At 63.9% G+C, this 25,142-nt stretch carries 24 protein-coding genes; 19 read left to right on the top strand and 5 right to left on the bottom strand.

Translation table 11 applies throughout. From position 1 onward, the window contains the following. The gene (gene nagC, locus PG883_RS07565) at positions 1 to 1,215 is read left to right on the top strand and encodes a DNA-binding transcriptional regulator NagC (RefSeq protein WP_010674096.1); all 1,215 of its coding nucleotides are present in this window, start codon (positions 1 to 3) and stop codon (positions 1,213 to 1,215) included. A gap of 142 nt (positions 1,216 to 1,357) precedes the next feature. Here the strand turns inward: nagC and PG883_RS07560 are convergent, their stop codons facing one another. The 3 genes from PG883_RS07560 to aspS form a co-directional block, all read right to left on the bottom strand. Continuing rightward, on the bottom strand, positions 1,358 to 2,983 hold the full coding sequence (locus tag PG883_RS07560; protein ID WP_041212708.1) for a phosphoethanolamine transferase: 1,626 nt from the start codon (positions 2,981 to 2,983) through the stop codon (positions 1,358 to 1,360). A gap of 437 nt (positions 2,984 to 3,420) precedes the next feature. Beyond that, the gene (locus PG883_RS07555) at positions 3,421 to 4,161 is read right to left on the bottom strand and encodes a YebC/PmpR family DNA-binding transcriptional regulator (RefSeq protein ID WP_010674094.1); all 741 of its coding nucleotides are present in this window, start codon (positions 4,159 to 4,161) and stop codon (positions 3,421 to 3,423) included. 100 nt (positions 4,162 to 4,261) lie between these two features. Next, a complete protein-coding gene (gene aspS / locus PG883_RS07550) occupies positions 4,262 to 6,028 on the bottom strand; it encodes an aspartate--tRNA ligase (RefSeq protein WP_045525291.1) in 1,767 nt (588 codons plus the stop codon). Between the two features lie 428 nt (positions 6,029 to 6,456). Between aspS and PG883_RS07545 the strand changes: the two genes are divergently transcribed. From PG883_RS07545 to PG883_RS07510, 8 genes are all read left to right on the top strand, one after another. Continuing rightward, positions 6,457 to 7,305: a DUF72 domain-containing protein gene (locus tag PG883_RS07545; protein WP_010674092.1), complete on the top strand. Its 849-nt coding sequence runs from the start codon at positions 6,457 to 6,459 to the stop codon at positions 7,303 to 7,305. 333 nt (positions 7,306 to 7,638) lie between these two features. After that, positions 7,639 to 8,376, top strand: coding sequence for a carboxy-S-adenosyl-L-methionine synthase CmoA (gene cmoA / locus PG883_RS07540; protein WP_128274261.1), 738 nt, complete (start codon positions 7,639 to 7,641; stop codon positions 8,374 to 8,376). A 3-nt stretch (positions 8,377 to 8,379) separates the two neighbouring features. Next, positions 8,380 to 9,357, top strand: a complete 978-nt coding sequence (gene cmoB, locus PG883_RS07535) for a tRNA 5-methoxyuridine(34)/uridine 5-oxyacetic acid(34) synthase CmoB (RefSeq protein ID WP_201900786.1) — start codon at positions 8,380 to 8,382, stop codon at positions 9,355 to 9,357. 52 nt (positions 9,358 to 9,409) lie between these two features. Further along, entirely contained in the window at positions 9,410 to 10,198 is a 789-nt protein-coding gene (locus tag PG883_RS07530) for an ATP-dependent zinc protease family protein (RefSeq protein ID WP_039039848.1), read from the top strand. Between the two features lie 3 nt (positions 10,199 to 10,201). Beyond that, entirely contained in the window at positions 10,202 to 11,740 is a 1,539-nt protein-coding gene (locus PG883_RS07525) for an inactive transglutaminase family protein (protein WP_010674088.1), read from the top strand. Between the two features lie 3 nt (positions 11,741 to 11,743). After that, positions 11,744 to 12,709 (top strand): alpha-L-glutamate ligase-like protein, encoded by a 966-nt coding sequence (locus PG883_RS07520; protein ID WP_039039849.1) that lies wholly within the window; start codon positions 11,744 to 11,746, stop codon positions 12,707 to 12,709. 297 nt (positions 12,710 to 13,006) lie between these two features. Further along, the gene (locus tag PG883_RS07515) at positions 13,007 to 13,921 is read left to right on the top strand and encodes a hydrogen peroxide-inducible genes activator (RefSeq protein ID WP_010674086.1); all 915 of its coding nucleotides are present in this window, start codon (positions 13,007 to 13,009) and stop codon (positions 13,919 to 13,921) included. A 106-nt stretch (positions 13,922 to 14,027) separates the two neighbouring features. Then, positions 14,028 to 14,477, top strand: coding sequence for a C40 family peptidase (locus PG883_RS07510; protein WP_143237323.1), 450 nt, complete (start codon positions 14,028 to 14,030; stop codon positions 14,475 to 14,477). A 54-nt stretch (positions 14,478 to 14,531) separates the two neighbouring features. Here PG883_RS07510 and PG883_RS07505 read toward each other — a convergent pair whose 3' ends face one another. Further along, positions 14,532 to 14,825, bottom strand: coding sequence for a hypothetical protein (locus PG883_RS07505; protein ID WP_041212706.1), 294 nt, complete (start codon positions 14,823 to 14,825; stop codon positions 14,532 to 14,534). Between the two features lie 212 nt (positions 14,826 to 15,037). Between PG883_RS07505 and PG883_RS07500 the strand changes: the two genes are divergently transcribed. The 4 genes from PG883_RS07500 to PG883_RS07485 are packed head-to-tail and all read left to right on the top strand — an operon-like array spanning position 15,038 to position 18,785. Beyond that, entirely contained in the window at positions 15,038 to 16,468 is a 1,431-nt protein-coding gene (locus PG883_RS07500) for a coniferyl aldehyde dehydrogenase (RefSeq protein ID WP_210537946.1), read from the top strand. Between the two features lie 8 nt (positions 16,469 to 16,476). Continuing rightward, positions 16,477 to 17,067, top strand: coding sequence for a TetR/AcrR family transcriptional regulator (locus PG883_RS07495; RefSeq protein WP_223924472.1), 591 nt, complete (start codon positions 16,477 to 16,479; stop codon positions 17,065 to 17,067). Continuing rightward, positions 17,057 to 17,584, top strand: a complete 528-nt coding sequence (locus PG883_RS07490) for a hypothetical protein (RefSeq protein ID WP_210537947.1) — start codon at positions 17,057 to 17,059, stop codon at positions 17,582 to 17,584. Before PG883_RS07495 ends, PG883_RS07490 begins: the two co-directional genes overlap by 11 nt. Positions 17,585 to 17,600: 16 nt before the next feature. Continuing rightward, positions 17,601 to 18,785 (top strand): iron-containing alcohol dehydrogenase, encoded by a 1,185-nt coding sequence (locus tag PG883_RS07485; RefSeq protein WP_210537948.1) that lies wholly within the window; start codon positions 17,601 to 17,603, stop codon positions 18,783 to 18,785. 15 nt (positions 18,786 to 18,800) lie between these two features. Here PG883_RS07485 and cysM read toward each other — a convergent pair whose 3' ends face one another. Beyond that, positions 18,801 to 19,691, bottom strand: a complete 891-nt coding sequence (gene cysM, locus PG883_RS07480; RefSeq protein ID WP_113977963.1) for a cysteine synthase CysM — start codon at positions 19,689 to 19,691, stop codon at positions 18,801 to 18,803. A 154-nt stretch (positions 19,692 to 19,845) separates the two neighbouring features. Between cysM and PG883_RS07475 the strand changes: the two genes are divergently transcribed. From PG883_RS07475 to PG883_RS07450, 6 genes are all read left to right on the top strand, one after another. Then, positions 19,846 to 20,103 carry a GNAT family N-acetyltransferase gene (locus tag PG883_RS07475; RefSeq protein WP_113977962.1) on the top strand — a complete coding sequence of 86 codons (258 nt, stop codon included), beginning with the start codon at positions 19,846 to 19,848 and terminating at the stop codon, positions 20,101 to 20,103. Beyond that, a complete protein-coding gene (locus tag PG883_RS07470; RefSeq protein WP_113977960.1) occupies positions 20,093 to 20,677 on the top strand; it encodes a nucleotidyltransferase family protein in 585 nt (194 codons plus the stop codon). The genes PG883_RS07475 and PG883_RS07470 overlap by 11 nt, the downstream gene beginning before the upstream one ends. A 70-nt stretch (positions 20,678 to 20,747) precedes the next feature. Continuing rightward, positions 20,748 to 22,571: a SulP family inorganic anion transporter gene (locus PG883_RS07465; protein ID WP_041212698.1), complete on the top strand. Its 1,824-nt coding sequence runs from the start codon at positions 20,748 to 20,750 to the stop codon at positions 22,569 to 22,571. Between the two features lie 121 nt (positions 22,572 to 22,692). Next, positions 22,693 to 24,039 (top strand): MATE family efflux transporter, encoded by a 1,347-nt coding sequence (locus tag PG883_RS07460; RefSeq protein ID WP_113977958.1) that lies wholly within the window; start codon positions 22,693 to 22,695, stop codon positions 24,037 to 24,039. Between the two features lie 11 nt (positions 24,040 to 24,050). After that, entirely contained in the window at positions 24,051 to 24,641 is a 591-nt protein-coding gene (locus PG883_RS07455; RefSeq protein ID WP_039039859.1) for a hypothetical protein, read from the top strand. Positions 24,642 to 24,917: 276 nt separating this feature from the next. Continuing rightward, positions 24,918 to 25,133 (top strand): YdcH family protein, encoded by a 216-nt coding sequence (locus PG883_RS07450; protein ID WP_005313020.1) that lies wholly within the window; start codon positions 24,918 to 24,920, stop codon positions 25,131 to 25,133. Positions 25,134 to 25,142 lie beyond the last annotated feature (9 nt).

Here is a 25,142-nt window from a genome sequence, read left to right as displayed (position 1 = left end):
ATGACTGGCGGACAAATAGCAAACGTAGATCTTATCAAGCAGGTAAACAGTGCGGTCGTCTATCGCCTCATTGACCTGCAGGGGCCCATCTCGCGGGTCAAAATTGCCGAGTTGAGTCAGCTGGCCCCGGCCAGCGTGACCAAGATAACCCGGCAACTGATCGAGCACGGTCTCATCAGGGAAACCTCGCCGCAAGCCTCCACTGGCGGGCGCCGCGCCATCTCCCTGACCACCATCAAGCATCGCTTCCAGTTTGTGTCCGCCAAGCTGGGTCGCGGCTACCTGCAGCTCTCCCTGTATGACCTCGACGGCAAGGAGCTCGATCAACACATCACCCAGGTGACCGAGATCGAGCAGCAACCCGTGGTGGACATGCTGCTGCGGGAGATTGGCGCCTTCATCGACGCCAATCAGGATCGCAGCCGCAACCTCATCAGCATCGCGCTGACCATGCCGGGTCTGGTCAACCCGGAATCCGGCATGGTCATCTACACCCCCACCTACCAGATCCGCAACCTGGGGCTCGCCAAGCTCCTGGAGCACCACTTCAACCTCCCCTGCTACGTGGGCAACGACACCCGTTCGCTGGCGCTGGCCGAACACTTCTTCGGCGAGTCCCGCGACTGCATGGACTCCATCCTGGTGAGTGTCCACCAAGGGACGGGATCTGGCATCATCACCAAGGGCAAGGTGTTTCTCGGCCAGAACCGCAACGTCGGTGAAATAGGCCACATCCAGGTCGAACCGCTCGGCAAGCGCTGCCACTGCGGCAACTTCGGCTGCCTCGAGACCATCGCCTCCAACGAGGCCATCGTCGACAAGGTGAAGGAGCTCATCAGCCGCGGTCACCTGAGTTCGCTGCAAGAGAAGCACATCACCATCCAGGAGGTGTGCAAGGCGGCGGTGGCCGGTGACGAGCTGGCCCGCAGCGTGATCGAGAACGTGGGGGAGCACCTGGGGCGCGCCATCGCCATCACGGTCAACCTGTTCAACCCCCAGAAGGTGCTCATCGCCGGTGAAATCACCGCCGCCGAAGAGATCCTGATCCCGGCCATCCGCCGCTGCGTCGAACACCAGTCTCTGCCAAGTTTCCATCGCGGCCTGCCCATCGTGAAGGCGCGCTTCCAGAACCAGCCCACCATCGGCGGCTTCGCCCTGGTCAAGCGCTCCCTGCTGGAAGGGGATCTGCTGCAGATCATCATGGAGCAGAAGTAGGCCCACCCCTTCGGATACGAAAACGGCAGCCAGTGGCTGCCGTTTTTTTATGGTCTGTTTTCGCCGGTTCACCCCGCTCTACAAGGTTTGAACAGAGCGTAGGTTCGATTAGCCCCGTAGCGGCGTAATTGGACGCCGTGGTTCACCCTGCCCGGCACGGCTTGAACAGATCCAGCTTGCCGTCATAGACCTGGGTCTGCACGTCCATGATGCCGAGCATGGAGTGAAACAGGTTGTCGTGGGAGAAGCGCTTGCTGGCTGCCTCCTGTTGCAGGCAATCCAGATTGAGCTGACGGTCTGCCTGCAACTGGGGAGAGAACCAGGTCAGGAGCGGCACCCGGGTCTGATCGTCCGGTGCGAATTTGTAGGGGGTGCCGTGCAGATAGAGCCCCATGGCGCCGAGGGATTCACCGTGATCCGACAGATAGACCAGCCCCACGTTGTACTGGCTCTCCAGGCTCTTGAGCTTGTCGATGAGCTGGGCCAGCACCTTGTCGGTGTAGCGGATGGTGTTGTCATAGGTGTTCACCAGCTCTTCGTTGCTGCAGTTCTCGATGTCGCTGCGCGGGCAGTCCGGCAGGAAGACGCGATCGGCGGCCGGGTAGCGGCGATAGTAGGTCGGACCGTGGCTGCCCATCAGGTGGAAGGCCACCAGCTTGCTGCCCTGCTTGCCCTGCATGTCGGCGATCTGCTGATCCAGCCCCTGCAACAGCACCTCGTCATGACAGGCATTACCGGAGCAGTATGCGGGGAATGCCTTGGGCTCAATCTCGATGGTGGGGACGTTTTTGCACACCCCCTTGCAGCCGCCGTCGTTTTCCTTCCAGAGCACCGAGATCCCGGCATGTTGCAGCACGTCCAGCAAGCCGTCCTGGGACTGGGCCCTAGCCTCGTCATAGCCACGCCGGGTCATGTTCGAGAACATGCAGGGCACGGAGAGCGCAGTGGCGGTGCCGCAGGAGCGCACGTTCCTGAACGAGACGACATTGGCCTCCTTCTCGGTGAAGCCGTTGGTCTCCTTCTTGTAGCCGTTGAGGGAGTAGTTCTGGCTGCGGGCCGTCTCCCCCACCACCAGGAACATCAGGGTCGGCTTCTCATGCTGGCCGATCACCCTGGCATCGGTGCCGATCTGCTGGTAGGGAATGGGAGTGGCGAAGACCACATCCCTGGCGTACTTGTAGAGCCCGTGCACATAGTTGGCGGGCACTATCTCCTTGCCGAGGGACTTGTTGTTGCGCCCGACCGAGGCGTAATCCTGGTAATAGAGGGCGGCAGCCCCCATCAGAAACAGCAAGGAGAGGGCGATGGAACCGAGGCGCAGACCCAGCCCCTTGTACCAGGGACGGGGATACTCAATCTTCACCCACAGCAGGACCAGCACCGGCAGCAGGCCGGTCAGCAGGAACCAGAGCACCACGGAGCCGTTGAGGTAGGAGCCCGCCTCCCCGCTGTTGGTTTCGATGATGTTCTGCATCATGCCCATGTCGAAGATCACCCCGTACTTGAGCATGGCGTAGCTGACCAGGGAGCCGGTCAGGATGAGCAAGGCGAAAAAGGGCTTGAGCAGATAACGGAAGGTAAAGGGCAGGAACACCGCGTTGAGGGCCGCCACCAGTACCAGGGGAATGGAGAGGACAAACCCCGCCTTGACGTGTTCAAGGGCGCTGAGAATGCGATAAAAGTGCAGGAAAATGGGCCAGTTGAAGACCAGTGCAAACAGCAGCACCAGCAACAGATTGACCTTCATCACTCCCAGAGTGAGACGCATAGAGAGACTCCGACAAACCAGTGGAACTAACAACCTGCCAGCAGGCTTCGTGGTGACCATCCCGACACTTGGCCCTGATAAACAGGACAAGAGCCAGGGAGGTCCAGATACGGGGTCATCCTAGGACGGCAAACTTAAGCGAACATTAAGAGAGGAAATCGAACCACAAGGAGGAGGTGCGCGGTCTGGCACATAAAAAAACGGCAGCCCGGGCTGCCGTTTTTGCGAAGGTGAACAAGGTGTCGCACCTGTGTGTTCGCGAACCTGAACAGGGTCACGAGAGACAATTACAGGGTCGCGGCAATCTCGTCGGAGCAGGGGAAGAGGACCGTTGTGGTCGCCCTCCCCTTTGCTCTGGGGGATCACAGGGTCGCGGCGATCTCGTCGGAGCCGGGGAAGAGGACCGTTGTGATCGCCCTCCCCTTTGCTCTGGGGGATCACAGGGTCGCGGCGATCTCGTCGGAGATGGAGCCGTTGTGGTACACCTCCTGCACGTCGTCCAGATCTTCCAGCATGTCGATGAGGCGCATCAGCTTGGGCGCGGTCTCGGCATCCAGTTCCGCCTCGGTGGAGGGGATCATGGTCACTTCGGCGCTCTCGGGCTTGAAGCCGGCAGCTTCCAGACCGTCCAGCACGGTGCCGAAGTCGTTCGGGGTGGTGTAGACCTCGATGGTGCCATCTTCTTCGGTCACCACGTCGTCGGCACCGGCTTCCAGCGCGGCGTCCATCAGAGCGTCTTCATCGGCGCCCACGAAGGTCAGCACCCCCTTCTTGGTGAACAGATAGGCCACGGAGCCGTCGGTCCCCAGGTTGCCGCCGCACTTGCTGAAGGCGTGACGCACTTCGGCCACGGTACGGTTGCGGTTGTCGGTCAGGCACTCCACCATGACGGCGGAACCGGCCGGGCCGTACCCTTCGTACACGATGGTCTCGAGCTGCTCACCGTCACCGCCGCCGGCCCCACGGGCGATGGCGCGGTTGATGGTGTCGCGGGTCATGTTGCTGGTCAGGGCTGCCGCCACCGCCGCACGCAGGCGGGGGTTGTTGGCAGGATCGGCATCACCCAGACGCGCGGAGGTGGTGATTTCGCGGATCAGCTTGGTGAAGATCTTGCCGCGCTTGGCGTCTTGCGCCGCCTTGCGGTGTTTGATGTTGGCCCATTTACTGTGACCTGCCATAGGGACTCTCCGTTATAGTTGGAAATTTCAGTAACACTGGTTGCGCCCAGGGGGAAACGGGAAAGGCCGCATCGCTGCGGCCTTTGTTGCCGATAACGGCTTATTCGTCACCCTTGACGGTGGTCGCAATCGCCAGCTCGCCCAGTTGGGCCGGGTTGGCAAAGCTCGGGGCGTCTGTCATCAGACAGGCGGCCGCCGTGGTTTTCGGGAAGGCGATGACATCCCGGATGTTGTCGGTGCCGGTCAGCAGCATGCTGAGGCGGTCCAGACCGAAGGCCAGGCCGGCGTGGGGCGGGGTGCCGTATTTCAGGGCATCCAGCAGGAAGCCGAACTTCAGGCGCTGCTCGTCCGGGGTGATCCCCAGGATGTCGAACACGGTGGACTGCATCTCGCTGTTGTGGATACGCACAGAGCCGCCACCCACTTCGTAACCGTTGATCACCATGTCGTAGGCGTTGGCGTAAGCGCCCACCGGGTTCGCTTTCAGCTCGGCCGGGCCCAGGTTGCTCGGGGCGGTGAAGGGGTGGTGCATGGCCGCCAGGCCGCCTTCGCCATCTTCTTCGAACATGGGGAAGTCGATGACCCACAGGGGCTTCCAGACGTTCTCCACCAGGCCCAGATCGCGGCCCACCTTCAGGCGCAGGGCGCCCATGGCATCGCACACCACTTTCTTGGAGTCGGCGCCGAAGAAGATGATGTCGCCATCCATCGCGCCGGTGCGGGCCAGGATCTCGCGCACGATGGCGTCAGAGAGAAACTTGGCCACCGGGGACTGCACCCCTTCGAGGCCGCTCCCGGCTTCGTTGACCTTCATCCAGGCCAGGCCCTTGGCACCGTAGATGCCGACGAACTTGGTGTACTCGTCGATCTGCTTGCGAGACAGCTCCGCGCCGCCCGGTACCTTCAGGGCCGCCACACGGCCTTTCGGATCCTTGGCGGGGCCGGCGAACACGGCGAACTCCACCTCGGTCAAGAGATCTGCCACGTCCACCAGCTCCATCGGCAGGCGCAGGTCCGGCTTGTCGGAGCCGAAGCGGCGCATGGCTTCGTCGAAGGTCATGATGGGGAAGTCACCCAGGTCCACGTTCAGGATGTGCAGCCAGAGCTTGCGGATCATCTCTTCCATGATTTCACGCACCTGGGGCGCGGTCATGAAGGAGGTCTCCACGTCGATCTGGGTGAATTCCGGCTGGCGGTCGGCACGCAGGTCTTCGTCGCGGAAGCACTTGACGATCTGGTAGTAGCGGTCGAAGCCGGACATCATCAGCAGCTGCTTGAACAGCTGGGGGGACTGCGGCAGGGCGTAGAACTTGCCCTTGTGCACGCGGCTCGGCACCAGGTAGTCACGGGCCCCTTCCGGGGTCGCCTTGGTCAGCATCGGGGTCTCGATGTCGAGGAAGCCGTGCTCGTCCATGAAGCGGCGCACGAAGGCACTGGCCTTGGCACGGGTCTTCAGGTACTTGGCCATTTCGGGACGACGCAGGTCCAGGTAGCGGTACTTGAGGCTCACCTCTTCGCTGTTGACCTGGTTGAAGTCAAGGGGCAGCGGCTCGGCACGGTTGATGATGGTCAGCTCGTGGGCGAACACCTCGATGGCACCAGTGGCCATGTCGCTGTTGCGCTGGGAGTCGGGGCGGGTACGCACCACGCCGGTCACCTGGATGCAGAACTCGCCGCGCAGCTCGGAGGCCAGGGCAAAGGCGTCCGGCTTGTCCGGATCGAAGAACACCTGCACGATGCCCTCGCGGTCGCGCATGTCGATAAAGATGAGGCCGCCGAGATCACGACGACGATGGACCCAACCGCACAATGTAATGGTCTGCCCGGCATGGGCCTCATTGACCTGTCCGCAATAGATAGAGCGCATGGACTTCTTCCTTCGAAATGGTAGAGAGACGGTTCATCCTGGGTCGCCGGGCACGACTGGCAAGCACCGTCTGTCTCACAGCTGGCCAGATCCTGCTTCTTGCCCGGTTTGAAATCTGTCTCGGGTCATCCGGCTCCCCGAGCCGGATTCTTGCCGCCGCCCCAGGCATGCCCCCGCTCCCGACCGGGATGACGAGTGGGCGCCGGGGTATCGGCTGGCGTCGTTGTCTGGCCACTGCCGGGCCGCGATCATCGTCACCCGGGGGCTCGGTCGCGCGCATTACGACAATGTGGCAAACAAAAGGGTTGGCATTATAGAGGAAAACCTCCATTTGGGTAAAATGGCCCGCAGCCCCCTTTACCCTGTTTTTTGTTGTTCTGGCGCAAAAAGGAGGGCAAAAGTGCGCCAACCTGCCGACAGGAACCATCATGAGCCTCTATTTGGGCCTGCCCCAGTGGTCACACCCGGCCTGGCCCGGCCAGTTGCTGGGGATGAATGCCAGGCCCGCCGAGCACCTCGCCGACTATGCCCGGGTGTTCAACTCCGTGGAGGGCAACACCACCTTCTACGCCTCGCCGACCCCGGAGACGGTGCAGCGCTGGGCCGATGCGGTCCCCGACCACTTTCGCTTCAGCTTCAAGTTTCCCAAGGAGATCAGCCACCAGAGCGATCTGGTGAGCGCGGACAAACAGGTGACGGCCTTCATCCGCCTGCTGGCCCCCCTGCATGACAAGCTGGGGCTGCTCAAGCTGCAACTGCCCGCCCGCTTCGGGCCAGAGGGGCTGGCCCGTCTGGATGCCTTCTTCGCGCGGCTGCCCCAGGATTTCACCTATGCCCTCGAGGTGCGCCACCCCGATTTCTTCGCCAAGGGGGAGGCGGAACGGGCCCTCAACCGGATGCTGATGGCGCGGGGCATCAATCGCATCATGCTCGACAGCCGCCCGCTCTTCTCGGTGCCCGCCACCACGGCCGCCATGATCGATGCCCAGGGCAAGAAACCCAGGTTGCCGGTCCATCTGCTGGCCACGGGGGGTGCCCCGGTGGTGCGCCTGATTGGTTTGCCTCAAATCGAGGACAATCACCCATTTTTGCCACCATGGTTGCCACATTGGAAACAATGGCTTCAGGAGGGCAAGGATCTCTACCTCTTTGTTCACACCGCCGACAATGCCCGGGCCCCCGAACTCGCACGGCAGATCAGCCGCCTGCTCGGCCAGGAGATGGCCCCCTGGCCGGGAGAAAACGATCGCGCCCGCCAGGGGGTGCTGCCCTTTTGAGCGGCCCCCTCCCCGCCCCTTCTCCATCCCCAAAAAAAGCCGCTTTTTTTGTGGTCCCACCGGGGTTGGCGTCAAGACAAACGCCCGCCTTTCCTCTACACTAGCGCCCCAAGTAAGGTCCCGGGCCTGGGTGCATGGCAATGCGTTGCCCACCCCAGCCCGGCACCCTGAGGGCCCGGACCATGGCCCGTTGCGAACAGGGGCAGCCCGAAGGATCCCGGAGCAAGCCACCCCGTTCGTCAACCGGTGACGACGCCATTTCGATGCCCGTCCACCCAAGATTCAATTGAATAAAACAGCCGCCCACCACACCGGCTGTCAGGTTGCGTCAGCATGCACGATCAGATTTTTGCCGCCCCCATTGCCCGTCTGGGAGACTTCTGCTTTGACGAGCAGGTCGTCGACGTCTTCCCCGACATGATCCAGCGCTCGGTGCCCGGTTACAGCAACATCATCTCCGCCATCGGCATGATGGCCGCCCGCTACGCCCAGCCCCAGAGCCGCCTCTACGATCTCGGCTGCTCCCTCGGCGCCGCGACCCAGGCCATGCGCCGCCACGTCACCCAGCCCGGCTGCCAGATCACGGCGGTGGATCTCTCCCACCCCATGATCGAGCGGGCCCGCGCTCACCTCTCGGGCTTCAAGTCCGAGGTGCCGGTGGAGCTGGTGGAGGCGGACATCTGCGACATCCCCATCGAGAACGCCTCCGTGGTGGTGCTCAACTTCACCCTGCAGTTCGTCGCCCCCGAGAAGCGGGCCGCCCTCATCGCGCGCATCTTTGACGGCCTGCGCCCCGGCGGCATCCTCATCCTGAGCGAGAAGTTCCGCTTCGATGACAAGCAGGTCAACGAGCTGCTCATCGACTTGCACCTCGACTTCAAACGGGCCAACGGCTACAGCGAGCTGGAAATCAGCCAGAAGCGCACCGCCCTTGAGAACGTGATGCGCACCGACACCCTGGCGGTCCATCAGGCGCGCCTGCGGGACGCCGGCTTCACCCACCTGGACCTCTGGTTCCAGTGCTTCAACTTCGGCTCCATGATTGCCATCAAAGCCAGCGACACCAACTAAGCCATGATCGATTTCGCCCATTTTTATCAACTGATCGCCAAGAACAGGTTGAGCCACTGGCTGCACACCCTGCCCGCCCAGCTGCACGCCTGGCAGCACGACAACCTGCACGGGGATCTGCCGCGCTGGAACCGCGCCCTCGCCAAGCTGCCCGTCGTGGCCCCCGGCCGGATCGAGCTCAAAGAGCGGGTCGCCATCGGCGGCCCCGATAGCCTGGGAGAGGGTGAGCGCAAGAAGACCGAGAGCCTGCTGCGCCAGCTCATGCCCTGGCGCAAGGGCCCCTTCCATGTGCACGGCATCCACATCGACACCGAGTGGCGCTCCGACTGGAAGTGGGATCGGGTGCTGCCCCACATCAGCCCGCTCCAGGGCCGCTACGTGCTGGACGTGGGCTGCGGCAGCGGCTACCACCTCTGGCGCATGGTGGGGGAAGGGGCGAAACTGGCGGTCGGCATCGACCCGAGCCCGCTGTTCCTCTGCCAGTTCGAAGCCATTCGCCACTTCATGGACAACGACCAGCGCGCCCACCTGCTGCCCCTCGGTATCCAGGAGCTGCCGGCGCTGCGGGCCTTTGACACCGTCTTCTCCATGGGGGTGCTCTATCATCGCAAGTCCCCCATCGAGCACATCGAGCAGTTGCGCAACCAGCTCAAAGACGATGGGGAGCTGGTGCTCGAGACCCTGGTGGTGGACGGCGACGAAAACCAGGTGCTGATGCCCTCCGATCGCTACGGCAAGATGCGCAACGTCTGGTTCCTCCCCTCGAGCGCGGCCCTCACACGCTGGGTCGAGCGCTGCGGGTTCACCGAGGTGCGCATCGTCGACGAGAATATGACCAGCACCGACGAACAGCGTCGTACCGACTGGATGATTAACGAGTCCCTGAGTGACTATCTGGATCCACACAATCCTGCACTCACGGTCGAAGGATACCCGGCACCCAAACGTGCCGTACTGATCGCCAGAAAGGCCAAAGACTAGCCGATAGCGGCTGTGGAAGTTACACTGACCCAATTCCAGGAAGCACAGTTAAATGAATGACATGAAAAGCAAATTAAAAGGAATGACCCTGCTCTCCCTGCTCAGTCTCGGCGGGTGTGTCAGTATGGAAAAAGCCCCCCCGGCCCCGACCCTGACGCTGGCCGAGCTGCGCAACGAGATCTCGTTGAGCGAGCAACGTCTGCAAACATCCATGGAACAGCAACAGAAGCAGTATGTGCAGCAACAGCACCTGCTGGTTCAGCTCAACACCGATGTCACCAACATGAAAGAGTCCGTGAAGAAAGTCGACAGCAAGCTGGCTACCCTGCCTCCCGAGCCGCCCAAGGCCATGCCCATTCCCACCGAGAAGTGCCCGGCGCCGAGCCAGGGCCACACCGTCGATGGCAAGCTGCTGGTGGGTGAAGCGGAGTGGATCTGGGTTGACGCCGCCAACGACGCCTTCCAGGCCCGGGTCGACACCGGCGCCACCACCTCCTCCATCAGCGCTCAGGAGATCACCATCTTCGAGCGCAACGGCAAGAACTGGGTGCGCTTCTTCCTGAGCCACCAGGAGATGGACGACAAGATCCAGATTGAAGCGCCCCTGGTGCGTCACGTGCGGGTCCGTCAGGCTTCCGCCGACGATCTCGACCGTCGCCCCGTGGTCCGCCTCGCCGTGCGCATCGGCGACATGACCGAGAAGGCCGAATTTACCCTGAAGGACCGCAGCGACATGACCTTCCCCGTGCTGCTGGGCCGTGAATTCCTCAAAGACATCGCCGTGGTCGACGTGGCCCGCGAATATATCCAACCCAAACCCAAGCTCAAGGATGTGAAATAATCCATGGTTTCCCGTAAGCCGTTCTATCTGCTGGTCGCCCTGCTCTACATCGTCGGCCTGGGGATGACCTTCTATCATCACATCGCGCTGGACGTCCCGCTCACGCCGGGTGAAAAGCGCCAGATCTGGTCCATCGAAGCCAAGCTCGAGTTCGAGGCCACCGGCGAGCCGGTGATCGCCTCCCTGGCCATTCCGGGCACCCAGCCCGGCTTCACCCTGATGAACGAGAACGCCGCGAGCCCGGGCTATGGCCTGTCGTTCGTGGAAAAAGACGGGGATGCCCGCGCCGAGTGGTCCATCCGCACCGCCTCCGGCCGTCAGGAGCTCTACTACCGGGTCGACATGATGGCCGATGCCCATGCCAAGCCCGCCGCCAACCCGCAGCCGCCCGCCATCGAGAAGCAGATCGAGAGCGAGCCCTACGCCACGGCCATGAAGCAGATCCTGGAGCGCGCCCAGGAGCGCTCCGCCGACGGCTACACCCTGACCCGCGAGATCATCAAGGAGATCGAGAAGCAGGAACAGAACGCCGAGCTGCTCAAGTCCCACAAGAGCCGCGCCAATCTGATTGCCGAGCTGCTCAACAACGCGGACGTCCCGGCCCGGGTGGTTCACGCCCTCAGCCTGGAAGATGGCCGTCGCCGTCAGGAGCTGGTGGATTACCTGCAGGTCTTCAACAGCCCGACCGACTACAAGCTGTTCAACCCGCAAAGCGGTGAACAGGGTCAACCGGCCAACCTGCTGCTGTGGGAGTACAACTCCGGCGCCCTCCTGGACGTCACCGGCGGTCACAACTCCCGCGTCACCTTCTCGATGATCGAGCAGGAGCAACCGGTCAACGTGGCCCTGGCCCAGAAGTTCGAAAAATCCGAGATGATGAACTTCTCCATCCACAGCCTGCCCCTGGAAGAGCAAGCCCTGTTCAAGGGTCTGCTGCTCATCCCCATCGGCGTGCTGATGGTGGTGTTCCTGCGGGTCATCGTGGGGATCAAGACCTCCGGCACCTTCATGCCGGTGCTGATCGCGGTCGCCTTCATCCAGACCTCGCTGGTCACCGGCCTCATCGGCTTCCTGCTGATCGTCGGCACCGGCCTGGTGATCCGCTCCTACCTCTCGAGGCTGAACCTGCTGCTGGTCGCCCGAATATCGGCGATCATCATCATGGTGATCTCGATGATCGGCATCTTCTCGGCGTTCGCCTTCAAGCTGGGGCTGACCGACGGCATGAAGATCACCTTCTTCCCGATGATCATTCTCTCCTGGACCATCGAACGCATGTCCATCCTGTGGGAAGAAGAGGGTCCCAAAGAGGTGTTCCGCCAGGGCGGCGGCTCCCTGCTGGTGGCGGTCATCGCCTACCTGGCCATGGACAACGAGCTCATTCGTCACCTCACCTTCAACTTCCTCGGCCTGCAGCTGGTGCTGATGGCGACCGTGCTGTTGATGGGTAACTACACCGGCTACAAGCTGAGCGAGCTCAAGCGCTTCAAGCCGCTGGTGGACGAGATGAAGTCTGGTGCCACCCCGGGTAAGGACAAGTAACAGATGTGGTTCTGGCAGAAATACACCAGTCCGTGGAGCCTGTCCCAGGCAGGCATCCTCGGCATGAACAAGCGCAACCACTCCTACATCAGCCGCTACAACCCGCGCCGCCTCTATCCGCTGGTGGATGACAAGCTCAAGACCAAGCGCATCGCGCTGGATGCGGGGGTGACGGTGCCTGAACTCATCGGCACCATCCGCGAGCAGCACGACGTGACTCGCATCACCGAGCTGGTGAAGGACTGGCCGGGTTTCTGCATCAAGCCGGCCCGCGGCTCCGGCGGCAAGGGGATCCTGGTGATCCTGCGCCAGGAGGACGGCCTCTTCTACAAGCCCAACGGCAGCGCCGCCAACGGCCAGGATCTGGAGCGCCATGTCTCCAACATCCTGGCAGGGCTCTATTCCCTCGGCGGCAAGCCCGACGTGGCGCTGGTGGAAGGGCTCATCAACTTCGACGACGTGTTCGACGGCTACTCCTTCGAAGGGGTCCCCGATGCCCGGGTGATCATCTTCAAGGGGTTCCCGGTGATGGCCATGATGCGCCTCTCGACCTCGGCTTCCGACGGCAAGGCGAACCTGCACCAGGGCGCCGTGGGGGTGGGTCTGTGCCTGCGTACCGGTCGCGCCCTGCGGGCGGTGCAGTTTGGCAACCCTCTGCGCCACCACCCGGACACCGGTCTGGATCTCTACGATCTCAAGGTGCCCCACTGGGACACCCTGCTCAACCTGGCGGCCTCCTGCTACGAGATGTCCGGTCTTGGCTACATCGGGACCGACATGGTGCTGGACAAGTTCCGCGGCCCCATGCTGCTGGAGCTCAACGCCCGTCCGGGCCTTGCCATCCAGATCGCCAACGGTCGCGGCCTGGTGCCCAACCTCAAGACCATCGAGAAGCTGGGTCAGGTCAAGATGAACGTGGAGCAGCGGGTCAACTTCGCCAAGGATCACTTCGGTATCTTCGACGAATAGTCCGCCCCCCTTCTGCAAAAACGCGCCCACCGGCGCGTTTTTTTATGGCCGCCCCTGCGCGCAGGGCGCCCCGCCCGAAGGCCGATCCCCGTCACATCCCATGGCGGCACCCCTTCAATGGCGCGGCACAAGGGGATAAGCTCCTGACCAATGAGGGGTGACCAGCCCATCGGCGCAGGCCACCCCATGTGCGTGAAGCAGTGCGCCTGCCAGGGGGCACCGATTTGTCGGCGACAACGGGGCTTCTCGATGGTAGATTAATCAAATCAAATAGATAGCATCGATCGGGTTTCTCCTATGCAACGTTGGCCCAGCCTGAAGCAGCTCCAGTATCTGGTCGCTCTGGACGAGCACAAGAATTTCAACCGCGCCGCCAAGGCCTGCCATGTCAGCCAGTCGACCCTGAGTACCGGGATCCAGACTCTGGAGGACATGATGAACCTGCAACTGGTGGAGCGGGATCACAAGAGCTTCATCATGACGCCGGTCGGCATGGAAATCGTGGCGCGGGCGCGCAACCTGCTCTCCGACGCCCGGGATCTGATGGAGCTGGGGCAGCAGCAGGGGGGCGTCATGCACGGCACGGTGCGCCTGGGCTGCATCCCCACCATCGCCCCCTTCCTGCTGAGCAAGCTGCTGCAGGTGTGCGGCAAGGCCTATCCGGATCTGGAGCTGCTGCTGCGGGAAGACACCACCACCAATCTGCTCAAGCAGCTGGAGCAGGGGCAGCTCGATCTGCTGATCCTGGCGCTGCCGGTGGAGATCGGCGGCTTCCACAGCAAGACCGTCGGCCAGGATCCCTTCCACATGGTGATGCCCTCCCACATGGCTGCGGGCCTGCACATGCCGTTCGACTACAAGGAGCTGCCCAACCAGAGCATCTTCCTGCTGGAGCGGGAGCACTGCCTGACGGAGCACGCGGTGAGCGCCTGCCGGCTGCGGGACAAGAGCAAGATCAACCCGTTCGCCGCCACCAGTCTGCACACCCTGGTGCAGATGGTGGGGGCCGGTCTTGGCACCACCTTCCTGCCCCAGATGGCCATAGATGCGGGCATCCTCGACAACACGGACCTGGTGGCCATCCCCCTGCCCGGGGAGAAACCCTATCGGGAGATAGGCCTGGTGTGGCGTCCCAGCACCACCCGGGTGCAGACCTTCTACAAGATTGCCGAGCTGCTGACGCCGCTCATTACCCCCAAACCGGCGGGGTGATCCAGTGGCTGCCCCCACAGGCGGCCACTCGTCAATGCCGTTGTCATTCAGGTTCCAGGCAGGATCATCGTCTATGATGAACCCCGTGCCCTATCAAGGAGTTGAGATGTTTCGCACCTTGCTGCTGCCCCTGCTGGTCCTGCTTCTCGCCGCCTGCTCCAGCACGCCGGAGCCTCCCCCTCCCGTGCGCCAGAGCGGCGCATTCGACAACTTCTATCAGCAGTGGCGCGGCGTGCCCTATCGCATGGGCGGTACCAGCCGCGCCGGTCTCGACTGCTCCGCCTTCACCCAGCTCGCCTACAGCCAGGTGCTGGGCTTCACCCTGCCCCGCACCACGGAATCCCAGGCGAGCCTCGGCCGCCCGGTGGACAGATACCGTCTCCAGCACGGGGACCTGGTCTTCTTCAAGACCGGCTGGCAGCAGTACCACGTCGGGGTCTACACCGGGGCAGGTGAGTTCATCCACGCCTCCACCAGCAAGGGCGTGATCCGCTCGCGCCTCGACAACGTCTACTGGAACAGCCGCTACTGGCAGGCCCGCAGGCTGGTCCAGTAGGTGCGACCCCAAACATGAAAAGGCCCCTCGGGGCCTTTTCATGTTGTTGCCGGGTCAGTGCTTGCGGTGCCAGCGGGGCGAGGTGGCGCGCTCTCCCCAGGGGGTCATGCAGGGCAGCAGGGCCCCCTCGATGACGTCCTCATGGCTCGCCAGCGCCAGGGCAATCTTCTCGTGGAGCAGGCGCAGCAGGTTCTTCTCCTGGCCCGCCAGGGAGTGGCCCGCGGCGAAATACTCCTGCTGATGTTGCAGCGCCAGCTTCTGGGCAAACTCATAGGTGTTGAAACTGTCCGGCATGCGCGCGATCACGTCATCCAGCCGGGCCAGCAGGCTATGCAATTCCCTGGTCATGTGCGGTTCTCCCTCCGAGTTGGTGCCCCACAATTACCCCTTATTGGATATAAGACCAATCCGAATGCCTCAAAAATGGGAGCCCGGACACAGTTCCGGACAACGCTCCCCACTGGCAGCCACCCTCTGCCCCCGCCCGGTTTACAAGTCGGCAACGAATCGCTAGATTTGGACCGACTAATCAGTCGGTCACTTTTCGTGCGGAGCATGCCATGGACACCACCGTCACCCCCGCCTCACCGGACAAGTTCTCCCTCCCCGAGCAACTGCATCGGCTCAGGCAGGCCAGCCAGGCCACTCCCATGCCGGATCTGGCGTCCCGCCGCGCCAGACTTGACGCCCTCAAGCAGGGGCTGCTGCGCCACAAACAGGCAATGTGTCAGGCCCTGGCCCGGGACTACGGCCAGCGCAGCGACTACGACAGCCTGATCGCCGATGTGCTCCCCTGCGTCATGCAGATCAACTACACCCTGAAACGGCTCAAGGGGTGGATGAAACCGGAGCGCCGTCATTCCGGCCTGCTGCTGGCCCCCGCCAGGGTCGAGGTGCACTATCAGCCCCTCGGCGTGGTCGGCATCATGGTGCCCTGGAATTTCCCGGTGATGCTGAGCCTCGGGCCCCTCATCGGCGCCCTCGCCGCCGGCAACCGCGCCATGATCAAGCTCTCCGAGTTCACCCCTCACACCAACGCCGTGCTGCGCATCCTGCTCGATGAGGCCCTCGGCAGTGACGAGGTGGTGGTCATCGAGGGGGATGCAGGGATCGCGGCCGCCTTCAGCGCCCTCCCCTTCGACCATCTCATCTTCACCGGCTCCACGGCGGTGGGTCGGCTGGTGATGGCCGCGGCCGCCCCCCAGCTCACCCCTCTCACCCTGGAGCTCGGCGGCAAGAGCCCCTGTCTCATCGCCCCCGACATGCCCCTGGCCCTGGCGGTAGAGCGGATGATCTTCGGCAAGAGCCTCAACGCCGGCCAGATCTGCGTGGCCCCCGACTACGTACTGCTGCCGAGGGGGCAGGAGCAGGCCTTTATCGAGGCCTATCAGGCCCATTTTCGCCGCCTCTACCCCAAAGGGCTCGAGAGCCCGGATTATGGCGCCATCATCAACGCTCCCCAGTACGAGCGGCTCACCGCCTGGCTGGAGGAGGCGAGGCAGGCCGGCGCCCAGATCCACCCCTGCGTCACGCCCGCCCGGGATGACGCCACCCGCAAGCTGGTGCCCCACCTGCTGACCGAGGTGCCCGGCCACTGCCAGGTGATGCAGCAGGAGATCTTCGGCCCCCTGCTGCCCCTGGTGCCCTATGACGACATCGAGGAGGCCCTGGCCTATGTGGCGGCCCGCCCCCGCCCCCTGGCGCTCTATCTGATGAGCCTGGACGAGACGCTGCAGCGCCGCCTCATCCGGGAGACCCACGCTGGGGGCATGGCCATCAACGAGAGTCTGTTCCAGGTGGCGGCGGACGATGCCCCCTTCGGCGGCATCGGTCCCTCCGGCATGGGCCACTATCACGGCCGCGAGGGGTTTCTCACCTTCTCCAAGGCCAAGACCGTGCTGCGCCGCGGGCGCTTCAGCACAGGCTCCCTCATTCACCCCCCCTATCGGCGCTGGTACCAGCGGCTGATGATGGCCCTGTTCCTGCGCTAGGAGGCGAGATGCGAGAGACCATGACCGACAAACGCCGCCAGATCCTGGATGCCGCCCTGGCCCTGTGCGCGGAGGATGGCCTGCAGGGCGCCGCCACCGCTCGCATCGCCAAGGCGGCCGGGGTGGCCAATGGCACCCTGTTTCATCACTTTCCCAGCAAGAAGGTGCTGATCCAGTGCCTCTACCAGGAGATCAAGACACGCCTTGGCGCCGCCATCACCGAGGCCGATGCCGCCCTGCCGCTCCAGGAGCAGGCCCGCCACTACTGGCACCAGGCCATGGGCTGGATGCAGGCCCACCCCCGTGAGCTCAGGTTCGTGCTGGGCTTTTTCCACTCCCCCCTGCTGGCCCGCCCCCTGCGCAGCCAGATCCTGGCTGAGACCTTGCATTTTCTGCCGGGCCTGCTCGCCCGGGGCCAGGCCAGCGGCGAGCTGATGTCGGCCCCGCCTGCCCTGATGCTGGAGGTGTGCCAGGGCCAGTTTCTGGCCTGCGCCTCCCTCTTTGTCGATCAGCCTGAACTGGGAGAAGACCCCCACTGGCAGGAGAGCGCCTTCGCCCTCTTCTGGTCCGCCATCAGTGGAGGTTCCCATGCGCCCTGACGCCCTGCTTGCCACCGGCAGGCGCCTCTGGATTGGCAGCCTGCTCTGGATCATCGGCCGCACCCTGTGCCGCGCCGCCCGGGTCGACGAGGCGGTGCGCCGCGAGCTTGCCCCCCTGCCGGACGGCCTCACCATCAGGCTGGAGGTAAACGGCATGACCCGGGGGCTGAGTCTCTACAAGTTCGCGGGGCGCTGGCACTGCGGTGAGGAGGCTGGCAGGGCGCACTCGACCTGTGCCCATGACGGCCCCCACCCCCTGCGGGTGCGCTTCAAGCATCCCGCCGTCGCCTTTCGCGCCCTCAGTTTTCGCCTCGGCATCAACCAGGCCTTTTGCGAAAACCGGCTGCTGGTGGATGGGGATCTCGACGCGGCCATGCACCTGGTGCGAGCGCTTGAGCAGTTGCAGAGCCTGATCCTGCCCGCCTTCATCGCGCGGCCCCTGCTTCGCCACTACCCGGACCCGCATCGCAAGCTCGCGCGGGCCTGCCACATCTATCTGGGTCTTCTGACCGGTTGAACACGAGGAGAACGGGATGAGCCGTTATTACGATTTTTTCTGCCCGGTCAAGCTGATGGCGGGGGAGCAGGCACTGGAGCAGTTGCCGGATGCCCTGAGGGGATTGGGAGCTGGCCGCCCCTTGCTTCTCACCGACATGGGGGTCAGCGGCAGCGGGCTCGCCACCCTGCTGGCCGATGTGATGGCCGAAGGGGCCTTGCCGGTCGCCGCCATCTGGGACGAGATCCCGGCGGACTCCTCCACCGCCGTGGTGGAGCGGATCGCCCGCCACTACCGGGAGCTGGGCTGTGACAGCCTGCTCGCCCTTGGCGGCGGCTCCGTCATCGACACCGCCAAGGCGGTGAACATACTGGCGACCCTGGGGGGCGAGCGACTGCTCGACTATGCCGGAGCGGATTGCCTGACCCGTCCCCTCAACCCCCTGGCGGTGGTCCCCACCACGGCGGGGACCGGCTCCGAAGTGACGCTGGTGGCAGTGATCAAGGACGAAGGGAGCGGGCGCAAGGTGCCCTTCACCTCCCCCTTCCTGCTGCCCCGGCTGGCGGTGCTGGATCCCCGCTTCACCCAGGGGCTGCCGCTGCCCATCACCGCCGCCACCGCCATGGATGCCATGACCCACGCCATCGAGGCCTTCATCGGCAACGGCAAGAACCCGGTCAGTGACGCCCTGGCCCTGATGGCGGTGGAGAAGATTGCCACCGCCCTGCCCAGGGTGCTGGCCCACCCGACGGACAAGGGCCTGCGGCTGCAACTGGCGGAGGGCTCCACCCTGGCGGGCATGGCGTTTTCCAACTCCATGGTGGGGCTGGTACACGCCCTTGGCCACAGTCTGGGGGCGCGCTGCCACCTGCCCCATGGCCTCTGTATGAACCTCTTCCTGCCCACCGTGCTCGACTACAACCGGCCCGGCATCGACCCCGAGCTGGCCCGCCTGCTGCTGCCCCTGGTGGGGCCGGAGCGCTTTGCCGCGACCCCGGCCGAGGGGAGACCCCAGGCCACCATCGAGGCGTTGCAGGCACTGCGCGATACCCTGTGGCAGACGGTCAAGCTGCCCCGCACCCTGCGGGAGGCGGGCCTCACCGACAAGGCGCTGCTGCCCGGGATCCGGGATCTCGCCATCAACGACGGCGCCCTGCTCTACAACCGCAAGGATGCGGACAGGGACCAGTTGCTGGCCCTGCTGGAGCGGGCCTGGGAGTAGCAGGCCCCTTGCCCGTCAGACATCGGGGGTGAAGACCCCGGTGGAGAGATAGCGATCCCCCCGATCGCAGATGATCGCCACCACCACCCCCTGCCCGATCTCCGCCGCCACCCGCAAGGCCCCGGCCACGGCGCCACCCGAGCTGACACCGCAGCAGATCCCCTCCTCCCGCGCCAGGCGGCGCATCATGACGAGGGACTCTTCCAGTGTCACATCCAGCACCCCATCGACCCGCGCAGGCTCGAAGATGGCGGGCCGGTAGGCCTCGGGCCAGCGGCGAATGCCGGGGATCTGGCTCCCCTCGGCCGGTTGCAGGCCGATCACCGCCACCGCCGGGTTTTGCTCCTTGAGGTAGCGGGAGACCCCCATGATGGTGCCCGTGGTGCCCATGGCCGAGACGAAGTGAGTGACCGCCCCGCCGCTCTGGCGCCAGATCTCGGGGCCGGTGGAGCGGTAGTGGGCATCCGGGTTGGCGGGGTTGTTGAACTGATCGAGCACCAGTCCTTCCCCCCGCGCCTGCATGGCCAGGGCGAGGTCTCGCGCCGCTTCCATACCCTCTTCCACCAGCACCAGCTCGGCGCCGTAGGCCTGCATGGCGTCGCGCCGCTCCTGGCTCATGTTGCTCGGCATGATGAGCCGCATCCGGTAACCCCGGGACGCCGCCACCATGGCCAGCGCGATGCCGGTATTGCCGGAGGTGGCCTCGATGAGCCGGGCCCCTGGCGCTAAGTGACCACTCGCCTCTGCCTGTCTGATGAGGTTCAGCGCCGCCCTGTCCTTGACGGAGCCGGCGGGGTTGTTGCCCTCCAGCTTCGCCAGCAGGGTGACGCCGGGGTGCGGATTGATGCGGCGCAGCGCCAGCAGCGGGGTGTTGCCTATCAGATCGTCCAGGGTGGCGAAGGCCATGACGGATCCATCCTCTCTCAATGTTCTATACCTTGCCTTGCGACCATTCGCAGGCCGGCCAGTGTAAGCGAGCCCGCCATGGGCGCAAAGAATGGCGTTGGCAAACCCTGTCCGCCATGTTCTGATCTTCCCATTCACCCAGAGAGGACTCCCGATGAGCGACATCCTTCACCAGGCCGATCAGCAGCAGTTTGTCTGCACCGTGGACGGCAAGCTCTCCCGCCTTGCCTATCGCCGGCTGGACGCCACCACGGTGGACGCCTACAGCACCCAGGTTCCCCCCGAGCTGCGCGGACAGGGGATTGCCGACAAGCTGGCCCGCCGCTTCTACGAGTGGACCCTCTCCGAGGGGCTCACCATAGTGCCGAGCTGCAGCTACATCGACGTCTGGTTGCGCCGCAATGCCGGTTGAAGCCGGGGCGCTGCGGGAGGCGCACCTGCGGGCCTGCACCGAGGCCCTGCTGCGGGCTGATCACCCGCGCATGGATTGCCTCCGGGCTGCGCGGGAGCTGGCCCTGCCCGACTGGGCCCTGGGGGCGGGGTTTGTGCGCAACCTCATCTGGGATCACCTCCATCACAAGGCCGAGCCCACCCCGCTCAACGACATCGATCTTATCTATCTGGACAGCGCTGATCCGACTGGATTGAAGGAGGCCGATCACGAAGCCTGGCTCGCCGCCAGGATGCCGGGCCAGCAGTGGGAGGTGCGCAACCAGGCCCGCATGCATCTGCGCCAGCAGGTGCCTCCTTTTGCCAGCTCGCTGTCGGCCCTCAGCCACTGGGTGGAGATACCCACCTGCATCGGGGTCCGCCTGCTGGCAGATGATGCGTTCGAGTGGCTGGCCCCCTACGGCTTTGCCCCCAACTGGTCCCTGGTGGTGAGCCCCAATCCGCGCTGTCGCCAGGAGAGCCGTATCTTTAGCGAACGGGTCAGGGCCAAGGAGTGGCAACGCATCTGGCCTGACCTTGTGGTGAACTGGCCATGAGCGGATTGCAAAGGATCGACAACCTTGGGCACACTAAGAAAAAGATGTTTGTAACTCAATGGGTTAAATAATGCGCGACTTCTTCTCTCTCGAGCGCTGGCTGCCGGGGCTCGCCGCCTTGCTGCAATACCAGCGGGCCTGGCTGATGCCGGATCTTCGCGCTGGCCTCTCGGTCGCGGCCGTGGCCCTGCCCGTGGCCATCGCCTATTCGGAGCTCGCCGGGGTGGGCGCCATCGTCGGCCTCTACTCCTGCATCCTGCCCATGGTGGTGTACGCCCTCTTTGGCACCTCCCGTCAGCTCATCGTCGGTCCGGATGCCGCCACCTGCGCGGTGATCGCCGCCGTGGTAACGCCGCTCGCCGCCGGGGATCCCACCCGTCACTGGCAACTGGTGATGACCATGACCGCCATGACCGGCTTCTGGTGCCTCATCGCCAGCCGCTTCAAACTGGGGGTGCTGGCAGACTTTCTCTCCCGCCCCATCCTGATGGGGCTGCTCAACGGGGTGGCCATCACCATCATGGTGGGCCAACTCTCCAAGATCTTCGGCTTCACCTTCAGCGAGCGCTACCTGATAGAGCGGATCCTGAACGGCACCAGCTACATTACCCAGACCCATCTGCCCACCCTGGCCATGAGCCTGACCGCCCTGCTCACCCTGCTGCTGGCCAAGCGCTACAGACCGGCCTGGCCCTCCTCCATGGTGGCCATGGTGGTGACGGCGGCCCTGGTGTGGCTGTTCAATCTCGGCCGTGTCGACATCGCCACCCTGGGGACCATCGGCTCGGGGCTGCCCGCCTTCCAGATGCCGGACTTTCCCCCCGGGCTTATCCGTGAGTTGGTGCTGCCCGCCCTCAACCTCGCCATGGTGAGCTTCGTCTCCATGATGCTCACCGCCCGCAGCTTCGCCGCCAAGAATGGCTACGAGATTGATGCGGACAAGGAGTTTAGGGCGCTGGGCATGGCGAACCTGGCGGCGGCCGCCTCCCAGGGGTTTGCCATCAGCGGGGCGGATTCGCGCACCGCGGTGAACGACGCCAACGGCGGCAAAAGCCAGCTGGTCTCCATCATCGCCGCCGCCGTCATCGCCCTGGTCACCTTCTACCTGACGGCACCGCTGCAATACATTCCCACCGCCGCCCTCGGCGTGGTGCTGGTGATGGCCTCCCTGTCGCTCACGGATTTTCGCGGCCTCTTGGCCCTGCGCGACTCGGACCGCGCCGCCTTCTGGCTCGCCCTGGTGACCTTTGTCAGCGTGCTCACCATGGGGGTCATTCCGGGCATCACCCTCGCAGTCCTGCTGGGGCTGTTCCAGTTCCTGCGCAACGTGATGCGCCCCACCGACCAGCTGCTCGGCATGGACGACGAGGGCGTGGTGCGCACCCTGGGGGACAACGAGCAGGCCAAGGCGATTCCCGGCATCCTGGTCTATCGCTTCAACTCCCCGCTCACCTACTTCAACGCCCCCTACTTCAAGCGGCGGGTGCTGGCACTGCTGGTGCAGGATCCCCACAATCCCAGGTGCCTGGTGGTGGATGCGGTGGCCTGCTTCACCCATCAGGACATCAGCGTGATGAGCATGGTGGGAGAGCTGCACAAGGAGCTCAAGCGGCGCGGCATCCACATGGTGATGGCCGGTCGGCACGGCCAGATGAGCCAGTGGTTCAAACAGGCGGGGATCCGGGTTGGCGAGGATGGCATCATCCTCTGCCCCGACATGTACCAGGCCTTGCGCATGACCCGCTGCTACCGGGAGCCGGTGTTCCGGGACGACGAGGGGGTGGAGAGCACCACGGATGCCCTGCTCACCCGCTGGCCGCACGATGACGACCTGCCCGACTCGGCGCGCCTCACCCGCCCCAGCGAGCAGGAGGCCGGCGCCACGCCGGTCTGAGAGACATCCCCCGGTCACAGGCCCCTCCTCCTGCGACCAGGATTGCACCCCGCCCCCGCTTGGTGTTAAATGCCCCTCCAGTTGGCCCTGACGAGGGCCATCGCCAGCACCTGGATATCCCATGCAGACTCAATCCCACGCAGGCCCGGGCTCCCTCTTCGCCCTGACCTGGCCACTGTTCATCGATCTGGCCCTTCACTTTCTGACCGGGGCCCTCAACACCTTCATGGTGGGCCACGTCTCCTATCAGGGGGTGGCGGCCCTCGCGGTGGGCAACCAGGTGTTCGATCTCGCCATCACCCTGTTCAGCTTCGTCAGCATCGGCACCAGCGTGGTGATCACCCAGTATCTGGGGGCGGGAGACAAGGAAAAAGCCCGCGTCGTCATCCACACCGCCATCGGTTTCAACCTGCTGGTGGGACTGGTGGCCGCGGTCGGCGTCATGGCGGGGGCCGGCACCATGCTGGCGCTGATGAACCTGCCTGCCCACCTGATGAGCGACGGCAGCCTCTACCTGCAGATCATCGGGCTTTGCCTGCTGCCGGAGGCGGCGGCCCTCTGTCTGGCCGCCACCCTGCGTGCCCACGGCCACACCCGCCAGGCCATGTACGTGACCCTCATCGTCAACCTCATCACCTTCGTCGGCAACCTGCTGCTGCTCTATGGCTGGTTCGGCCTGCCCCAGCTCGGGGTCGCCGGGGTCGCCATCAGCACGGTGGCGGGGCGCATCGTCGGGGTGGCGCTGCTGGTATGGCTGGTGGCGCGCAAGACCGGCATCCGGCTGCGTCTGCCCGAGATCGTCCGCCCAAGCCGCGCCATGCTGGACAAGGTGCTGCACATCGGTCTGCCGGCGGCGGGGGAGAACCTCTCCTGGATGCTGCAGTTCATGGTGGTGACCGCCTTCGTCGGCCTGCTCGGCGACAAGGCGCTGGCGACCCAGTCCTACTTCTTCCAGATCTGCCTGTTCATCCTGTTGTTCGGCCTCTCCATCGGCCTTGGCAACGAGATCATCATCGGCCACCTGGCGGGGGCCCGACGCTTCGATCAGGCCTATCGCCAACTGATGAAGAGCCTGAAACTCGGCCTCATCGTCACCGCCGCCATCGCCATCGCCGCCGCCCTCAACGGCCGCGCCATCATCAGCCTGTTCACCGACGACGCCGACATCATCACCCAGGTGGCGCAGCTCTTCCTCATCAGCCTCATCCTCGAACCCGGTCGCACCTTCAATCTGGTGGTGATCAACGCCCTGCGCGCCACCGGGGATGCCCGTTTCCCACTCTACATGGCGCTCGTCTCCATGTGGGGCATTGCCGTTCCCCTGGCCTATTTCCTTGGTATCATGCAGGGCTATGGCCTGGTAGGCATCTGGCTGGCCCTCACCTGCGACGAGTGGGTGCGCGGTCTGGCCATGTTCTGGCGCTGGCGCAGTCGTCGCTGGCAAAACAAAATTCTTGTCGAAACATAAGCGGAATCACCATGAAGAAAATCGGACTCTTGTTGACGGCCATCCTGCTCAGCCCGCTCGCCATGGCGCAAACCGCCCCGGCGACTCCCAAGGCGCAGGCTCCCCAGACCTGGTATGTGGCCCCCATCGTCATCGACGAGACCAGCGAAGCCCAGAAGGCCCTGACCAAGGAGTTCACGGCCCAGATGATCAAGACCATCAAGATCAACGAGTACCAGACCGGCAAGGCGGTGGGCAAGACCAAATCGCCCAAGTGGCTGATCCGCACCAAGCTGATGCCCGCAAGCCAAGAGCCCCTGGTTGGCAAGAAGCACCCGCAGGGCCTCACCTACGGCAAGGGCATCCCCACCCAGGAGATCGTCGGCGAGCTCATCATGAACGGCACCCTGGTGGCCCACATCGGTCAGGGCTGGCGCGAACCCATCGTGCCGGGCACACCGGTGGCGGAGAAGATCTCCATCGCCAACTACCAGTACGCCATCGGCAACGAGGCCAAGGCGCCGGATCTGGAAGAGCTGGCGGCGCAGATCGGTTTCGAGGCAGGCAAGGTGATTGCCAGAGACGGCAAGCCCCTGCCCGAGAAGAAAAAGAAAAAAGAGTAAACGGCTCACCCGTTTCCAGTCAGGGGCCTCGCGCCCCTTTCTGTTGCCCGCCCCGTTGCAGACCCCCTCTCCCGAATGTGAAGCGGATCCCGCTTCTTTCCTCTGCTGCCCCTGGGTCAGCAGGCAATCATCTTGTAATTCAAACAGTTAAAAATCGCCCTTCCCATGCAGCAAATCCGTGGCCCCGAATTGGATCGGGATCACGTTTCTCCCCGGCAGTAAGGGGTACTTTGGTCTTGCAGGCACAATCAAACGACAACAAGGAGGCTTCATTACATGTTTCCGGAGTACAGAGATCTCATCTCGAAACTGAAGAGCAGTGATGTCCATTTCCAGAAGAAGTTTGACTTGCACAACGACCTGGATGCGGAGATCAGAAAGCTGGAGAAACACCACGCCAGCGACTACAGCTCCGAGGTGAAGGATCTGAAAAAACAGAAACTTAAACTGAAAGAGGAGATATACGACATCCTCAAACAACATCCACACTAGACGCCTCGA

It is taken from the genome of Aeromonas sp. QDB25 (assembly GCF_027707725.1).
GTDB classification, from domain to species: domain Bacteria; phylum Pseudomonadota; class Gammaproteobacteria; order Enterobacterales; family Aeromonadaceae; genus Aeromonas; species Aeromonas caviae.
This window is presented reverse-complemented; position numbering and strand designations above follow the sequence as displayed.